The 7,251-nt window shown below is 73.6% G+C and carries 7 protein-coding genes; 5 read left to right on the top strand and 2 right to left on the bottom strand.

The window, feature by feature from the left end; all coding sequences use genetic code 11:
- Positions 1-93 precede the first annotated feature (93 nt).
- From ACIQOV_RS18835 to ACIQOV_RS18815, 5 genes are read left to right on the top strand one after another with little or no spacing between them, the layout of a single operon-like run.
- Positions 94-399 (top strand): TauD/TfdA family dioxygenase, encoded by a 306-nt coding sequence (locus tag ACIQOV_RS18835; protein ID WP_401049762.1) that lies wholly within the window; start codon positions 94-96, stop codon positions 397-399.
- Between the two features lie 42 nt (positions 400-441).
- Positions 442-1,428, top strand: a complete 987-nt coding sequence (locus ACIQOV_RS18830) for an ornithine cyclodeaminase family protein (protein ID WP_401049759.1) — start codon at positions 442-444, stop codon at positions 1,426-1,428.
- On the top strand, positions 1,419-2,750 hold the full coding sequence (locus tag ACIQOV_RS18825) for a Y4yA family PLP-dependent enzyme (protein ID WP_401049757.1): 1,332 nt from the start codon (positions 1,419-1,421) through the stop codon (positions 2,748-2,750). The genes ACIQOV_RS18830 and ACIQOV_RS18825 overlap by 10 nt, the downstream gene beginning before the upstream one ends.
- Before the next feature lie 47 nt (positions 2,751-2,797).
- Positions 2,798-3,829, top strand: coding sequence for a cysteine synthase family protein (locus ACIQOV_RS18820; RefSeq protein WP_401049754.1), 1,032 nt, complete (start codon positions 2,798-2,800; stop codon positions 3,827-3,829).
- A gap of 24 nt (positions 3,830-3,853) precedes the next feature.
- The gene (locus ACIQOV_RS18815; protein ID WP_401049752.1) at positions 3,854-5,263 is read left to right on the top strand and encodes an MATE family efflux transporter; all 1,410 of its coding nucleotides are present in this window, start codon (positions 3,854-3,856) and stop codon (positions 5,261-5,263) included.
- A 68-nt stretch (positions 5,264-5,331) separates the two neighbouring features.
- Here ACIQOV_RS18815 and ACIQOV_RS18810 read toward each other — a convergent pair whose 3' ends face one another.
- Both ACIQOV_RS18810 and rpe read right to left on the bottom strand, forming a co-directional pair.
- Positions 5,332-6,291 carry a pirin family protein gene (locus ACIQOV_RS18810; protein ID WP_401049750.1) on the bottom strand — a complete coding sequence of 320 codons (960 nt, stop codon included), beginning with the start codon at positions 6,289-6,291 and terminating at the stop codon, positions 5,332-5,334.
- A 132-nt stretch (positions 6,292-6,423) separates the two neighbouring features.
- Positions 6,424-7,107: a ribulose-phosphate 3-epimerase gene (rpe, locus tag ACIQOV_RS18805; protein ID WP_359897365.1), complete on the bottom strand. Its 684-nt coding sequence runs from the start codon at positions 7,105-7,107 to the stop codon at positions 6,424-6,426.
- Positions 7,108-7,251 lie beyond the last annotated feature (144 nt).

Here is a 7,251-nt window from a genome sequence, read left to right as displayed (position 1 = left end):
GCGTCACCGGCGTCCGGCCCACCGACGACTTCTTCTCGCTCGGCGGCCACTCGATCGCCGCGCTGCGGGTCGTCCACCCCCGAAGGCCTGACCATGCGCTACGACCCCGCCTACACCCCGCTGGACGAGGCGGACGAGGCATGGCGCGCGGCCTACCGGCGCCTCGGTGACGAACTGGCCCGCGTCTCGGTCGCGGTGAGCCTGGAACCGGGTGACGTCCTGGTCGTCGACAACGACCTCGTCGTCCACGGCCGGGTGCCGTTCCGGGCCCGCTACGACGGCACCGACCGCTGGCTCAAGCGCGCCTCGGTACGCGTGGAAGGCCGCCCCACCCGCCCGCTCGCCGAGCACGACGAACACGGCTACGGCCAGGCCGCCCTCACCGCCCGGGCCGCCTGAACCACCACTGCCGCCGCCTCACCACCTCGAAAGGGCACCCTCATGGACCGGGACGACACCACCCTGCGCGTACTGTCCACCAGCGACCTCGCCGGCCTGGACATCACCCTCGCCGACGTCGTCGACACCGTCGAACAGGCCTACCGCACCCTGGCCGCCGGCCAGTCCGACAACCCGCGCAAACTCACCGTCAAGCCCGCCGACGGCCACTCCGTCTCCTACGCCATGCTCGGCCGCGACGGTGTGCGCAACGTCGTCGCCGTCAAGACCTCCTACAAGCACGGTCTCGACCGGAGCCGCGAGAACCAGCACTACTACACGACGCTGACCATCTACGACGACGTCACCGGCCTGCCCGTCGCCATGATGGACTGCTCCCGCATCGGATCCCTGCGCACCCCGGCCGTCTCCGCCCTGCTGGCCCGCGAGTGCGCCGCCCCCGACGCCTCGACCGCGCTGGTGATCGGCACCGGCACCCAGGGGCGCCTGGCGCTGCCGTTCCTGCTCACCGCCCTGCCCGGGCTGGAGCGTCTCCTCCTGTCCGGGACCCACCCCGACGGCATCGCCGCCGTCCGCGCCGAACTCGCCCGGCACTTCCCCGACCGCGAGCTCGAACTGGTCACCGACCTCAGGGCCGCCGCCCGCGACGCCGACGTCATCGTCGCGACCGCCGGCGGCCACACCCCCGCCGCCGTCGAGGCCGACTGGCTGAAGCCCGGCGCGGTCTCGATCCTGGTCGGCCACGGCCTCGCCCCCTCCACCCTCCACCGGGCGGACCGGGTGATCGCCACCAGCGAAGCCCAGATGCGCGTCACCGGCACCGACATGGCCGACGCCGACGGCAAGCTCCCGGCCGTCGACCTGGAGCTGCCCGTCGTCATCTCCGGCGCCGCCGCCCGCACCGCCCCCGGGCAGCGGATCTTCGCCTACAACAGCGGACTCGTCGTCACCGACATCGCGCTGGGCCACCGCTTCGCCCAACTCGCCGCCGCCCAGGGCCTCGGAACCGAGGTGGCCCTGTGGCGCTGAGCCTGCCCGCCCACCCCGACCCGCTCACCGACCGGATCCACGACAGCGGGCTGCTCCACGAACTCGCCCACGGGCTGGACGGCCCCTTCCACTACCTGCTGCCCGAACGCTTCGACGACAACCTCGCCGCGTTCCGCGCCGCCCTGGCCGACGCCGGGGTCGAGGGCCGCGTCCACTACGCGAAGAAGGCCAACAAGGCCTCCGTGTTCGTGGAGCGCTGCGCCGCGGCCGGCGCCGGAGTCGACGTCGCCTCCCTCGGAGAACTGCGCGACGCCCTCGGCCACGGCGTGCGCGGCGAGGACCTCGTCGTCACCGGCCCCGCCAAGAACGAGCAACTGCTGCGCGTCGCCACCCGGCAGGGCGCGCTGATCGCCGTCGACGCCCTCGACGAACTGGAGCGCCTGCTCGGCCTCGACACCGACCGTCCCGTCCGCGTCCTGCTGCGCCGGCACCCGCCGGCCCAGCCGCGCAGCCGGTTCGGCCTGGACGACGTGCAACTGCACCAGGCCCTGCGGCGCTGCGCCGAGGCCGGGGACACCGTACGGATGGAGGGCTTCAGCTTCCACCTCTCCGGCTACGCGGTCCAGCCACGCGCCGACCTCGCCGGAGAGCTCGTCGAACTCTGCCTCAAGGCCCGGTCGTCGGGCCTGCCGGCGGACCGGATCAGCATCGGCGGCGGCTTCCCCGTCGACTACGTCGCCGCCGATGCCTGGGACACCTTCCTCACCGAACAGGGCCCCGGGCACTACCACGGCGAGAAGGCCTTCGCCGCGGGCGACTTCTACCCGTACCACTCCCCCGTCGCCGGCGCGGACGCACTGCGCGCGATCCTCGCCGCCCGCCCCGGCGGTACCGGACCGAGCCTCGCCGAGCGGCTGCGGCAGGCCGGCGTGACGCTCCTGCTGGAGCCCGGCCGCGCCCTGCTGGACCGCGCCGGGTCGTCGGTGTTCCCCGTCCAGGGCGTCAAGGACCGCGCCGGGTACGGCATCGTCACCGTCGACGGCACCAGCCTCAGCCTGTCCGAGCAGTGGTTCAACAGCGAGTACCTGCCCGACCCGGTCCTGCTCGGCGACCGCGCCGGGCCCCCGGGGCAGCCGTACCGGGCCTGCGTGGGCGGGGCCAGCTGCCTGGACTCCGACCTGCTCACCTGGCGCAAGATCGCCTTCCCCGCCCGGCCCCGGGTGGGCGACCTGCTCGTCTACCCCAACACCGCGGGCTACCAGATGGACTCCAACGAGTCCCCCTTCCACGAGCTGCCACTGCCGCCGAAGGTCGTCATCGACCACCACGGCGACCGCCCGCGCTGGCGCCTCGACCGCTGACCCCCCGCACGAACCTCCCCGCCCCGCCGTCCCCACGGAGCTCCACCATGACCGACGCCCTGAACCGCCCCCCGGTGGTCGGCCGGATGTCCGACCTCATCGGCCGCACCCCGCTGTTCGAACTCGCCCGCGCCGACAACGGCGCCCGGCTGCTGCTGAAACTGGAGATGTTCAACCCCACCGGCAGCGCCAAGATCCGCATGGCCCGCCAGATGGTCCTCGACGCCGAGGAACGCGGCGACCTGCGCGAAGGCGGCCACATCATCGAGTCCACCTCCGGCAACACCGGCCTGGGCCTGGCCGTCGTCGCCGCCGAACGCGGCTACCGCTTCACCGCCGTCGTCGACAACCACGCCGCCGCCGACAAGCTGCGCGCCATGAAGGCGATGGGCACCGAACTCGTCTTCGTCGACGCCGACACCGACGGCGAGGAACTCCACACCGCGGCCCGCGAGGAACTCGCCGAGGAGATGGCCCGCGGCAAGGACAACACCTTCTTCACCGAGCAGCACAACAACCCCAGCAACGCGGTCGGTTACCACGCCGTCGGCCGCGAGATCGCCCAGGCCCTCGACAACCGGGTCGACGTGCTGATCGGCGCGGTCGGCACCGGCGGCGGCCTGTGCGGCACCGCCCGCGAGCTCAAGCGCTCCGTGCCCGGCGTCGCCGTCGTGGGCGTCGAACCGAAGGGCTCGATCGCCTTCGGGCCGCCCGCCCACGACTACTACCAGTCCGGCACCGGCACCCCCGAGGGCGCCACCATCGGCCTGCTGGTGGACTACGACCTCATCGACGAGGGCGTGAAGGTCGGCGACATCGAGGCCTTCGCGACCGCCCGCGTCGTCGCCCGCCGCACCGGCCTGCTCATCGGCGGCTCCGCCGGAGGCGTCGTCCACGAGGCCCTGAACCGCCTGCCGGCCCTGGCCCCGGATGCCGTTATGGTCGCCTTCGTCAACGACGGTGGCGAGAAGTACATGGACACCGTCTTCAACGACGACTGGATGAACGCCCGCGCACTGCTCGACGAGGCCGTGGAGGCCGACATCGACGAAACGCTCACCAAACTCCGCAGGCCCTGACTTCCGAGAAACGTGACACCCACGATGCAGCAGCTAGCCACCCTCGCCCGCGACAGCCGCGCACTCGCCGCCCTCGCCGTCCCGCTCGCCCTCACCCAGCTCGCCCAGGTCGCCCTCACCACCACCGACACCATCATGATGGGCGTGCTCGGCACCGAGGCCCTGGCCGCCGGCGGCCTCGCCCTGGTCGTCTTCAACCAGCTGCGCACCATGGGCGTCGGCCTCGTCACCTCCGTCGGCAACCAGGTCGCGGCCGCCGCCGCGCGCGCCGAACGGGACGAGGGGGACACGGCCGACGACGGCGACGAGGTCCGCGGCCTGGTCCGGGCGGCGATGGCCGTCGCCACCCTGGCCGGCCTCGCTGGCGCCGTCCTGATGGTGCTCATCGGCCAGGCCGCCACCTGGCTCGGCCAGGACGCGGACGTCGCCCACCGCGCCCAGGGCATGCTCGCCGCCCTCGCCCCCGGCCTGGTCCCCTGCCTCTGGTTCCAGGCGATCCGCCAGTTCACCGTCGGCATGCGCCGCCCCCAGGCCCTGCTGCAGATCACCATCGCCTCCGTCGCCATCAACGCCGGACTCAACTGGCTCTTCATCCACGGCACTTGGGGCCTGCCCAAACTCGGCCTCACCGGCATCGGCGTCGCCACCAGCAGCGTCTACCTGCTCTCCTTCCTCGCCCTCTACGCCTCGGCCCGCCGCGACCCGCAGCTCGCACCCCTGCTGAGCCCGGACTTCTGGCGCGCCGACGCCCCCACCGTGCGCCGCCTGCTCGGCCTCGGCACCCCGATCGCCGCCACCTACGGCTCCGAGGCCGGCTTCTTCTCCGTCACCGCCCTGCTCGCCGGCAGCTTCGGCGCCGCCGCGCTCGCCGCCCACACCGCCGTCAACCAGCTGATCTACATCGTCTTCCAGGTCGCCGTGGGCCTCTCCCACGCGGCCTCCATCAACGTCAGCCGCGAACTCGCCCTCGGCGAGTACGCCGCGGCCCGCCGGATCAAGAACACCGCACTCGCCTGCGGCGCCGCCGTCACCACCCTCGTCGGCATCGCCTACCTCACCGTGCCCGACCTCGTCCTGCGGCCCTACTTCGACCCCGGCGCGGCCGCCGACCAGCAGGGCCTGCGGATCGCCACCGGACTCCTGGCCGTCGTCGCCGTGCTGCAGTTCTTCGACTGCGCCCAGAACATCGGCGTCGGCCTGCTGCGCGGCCTCGACGACACCCGGAGCGGCTTCCGCATCACCCTGATCGGCTACTGGCTCGTGGGCCTGCCCGCCTCCTGGCTCCTCGCCTACCCCCTCGGCGGCGAGACCCGCGGCCTCTGGCTCGGCCTGCTCGTCGGCCTCGCCACCACCGCCGTCCTCCTGCTGCGCCGCTACGGCCGCGCCCTCTCGGCCAAGGCGGTCACCTCACCCGAAGCGGCCGTCGCCGGCTGAGCCGGTCGGCGGCACCCGTCCCGCGGGTACGGGCCGATGAATCACAAGGGCCGGCACCGGTCCGCGGGTCAGCGCACCCGTCCGCGCGCCTTCAACGGAATCACCGGCAGCTCCGGGGCCGGCAGCCGCTCGCCGTCGTAGCCGTGGACCTCGCCGAAGCGGTCGCCGGTCATCCAGTCGGCGCGCGCCCGCGCGATCTCCTCGGTGGAGCGCCCGACGAAGTTCCACCACATGACGATCCGCTCGTCGAAGGGCTCGCCGCCGAGGAGCAGGACGGCGGCGTCGCCGTGGGCGCGCAGCGGGAGGTCGGGGCGCCCGCAGCCGAGGTAGAGCAGGGAGCCGGGCTCGACCGGGACGCCGTCGACGTCGACGCGGCCGGACATGGCGAGGACGGCGTGCTCGAAGTCGGGGAGGAGCGGGAGGCGGAGGTCCGCGCCGTCGGCGAGGGCGAGGTCGGCGCCGACCAGCGGGGTGTGGGTGGTCCCGGGCGAGGTGGCGGTGTCGAGGGTGCCGAGGATGACGGTGGCGCGCAGGCCCCGGCCGGTGACCACGGGCAGGTCGGGGTGGTGCTCGAAGGCGGGGGCGATGTTCCGGCCGGCCTCCGGGAGGGCCACCCAGAGCTGGGCGCCGTGCAGGTGGCGGGCGTGCGGGCGCGGGGACTCCTCGGAGTGCGAGATCGCCCGGCCGGAGGTCATCAGGCCCAGTTCGTACGGCCGGACGGTCCGGAGGCTGCCGAGGCTGTCGCGGTGCAGCACCTCGCCCTGGTGGAGCCAGCTGACCGTCTGGAGGCCCATGTGCGGGTGCGGCGGGACCCGCATGCCGGGCTCGTCGGCGATGTCGTCGGGCCCGTAGTGGTCCACGAAGCACCAGGCGCCCACCATCCGGCGGCCCAGGTTGGGCAGCAGGCGTTGGACCACCGTGTTGCCGCCGAGCGGGAATTGACGGGCCGTCAGCAGATCCTTCACCGGGCCGGCGCTGGCCTCGCGGCCGCAGCCGGCCGGGGCGGGCCTGAGGTCGAGGTTGCTCATCGCGGTTCCACCACCGTACGGAGAGGGGCCGGGCGGGCCCCAGAGGGCGCCGCCACCGATCATCCGCCACGGTGCGGCGTTCCTCCACCCGTGCCCGGCCATCCGGCGGCAGCCGGGACGAGCGGACGGGCCTCAGTGCCCGCAGGCCCACCAGGCGTCCGCCGTCGCCTTGTCGGCGAGGTCCCGCAGCTTGCGGACCGCCTCGGCCGGGTCCTCGGCCCCGTACACCGCCGAGCCGGCCACGAACACGTCCGCGCCCGCCTCCGCGCAGCGCTCGATCGTGTTCGCCGCGACGCCGCCGTCCACCTGCAGCCACAGCTCCAGGTCGTGCTTGGCGATCAGCTCCCGGGTGCGGCGGATCTTCGGCAGCATGATGTCCAGGAAGGCCTGGCCGCCGAAGCCGGGCTCGACGGTCATGATCAGCACCATGTCGAGCTCGGGCAGCAGGTCCTCGTACGGCTCGATCGGGGTGCCCGGCTTGAGCGCCATCGACGCGCGGGCGCCCTTGGCGCGGATCTCGCGGGCGAGCCGGACGGGCGCGGCGGCGGCCTCGACGTGGAAGGTGACCGAGCCGGCGCCGGCCTCGACGTACTGCGGGGCCCAGCGGTCCGGGTCCTCGATCATCAGGTGGAGGTCGAGCGGGGTGTCGGTGGCGCGGGCGAGCGACTCGACCACCGGGACGCCGAGGGTCAGGTTGGGCACGAAGTGGTTGTCCATGACGTCCACGTGCAGCCAGTCGGAACCCCGGACGGCCTCGGCCTCGTCGGCGAGCCGGGCGAAGTCCGCGGACAGGATGCTGGGGTTGATCTGGGCCATGACCGACTACCTTCGTACGAGGACCTGCGGGGGCTGGGCGCCCCCGGGGGCGGGCACCTCATCCCATCATCCCGCGCCGTACCGCCGCCGGGCGCACAGCGCCACCTCGGCGTGACCGTCATCACACCCCCGGCAGGATTACCG

The sequence above is a fragment of the Kitasatospora sp. NPDC091257 genome (assembly GCF_044757675.1).
Lineage (GTDB): Bacteria > Actinomycetota > Actinomycetes > Streptomycetales > Streptomycetaceae > Kitasatospora > Kitasatospora lactacystinica.
The sequence above is the reverse complement of the archived record's forward strand: the minus strand, read 5'-3'. Positions and strand labels throughout refer to the sequence as shown.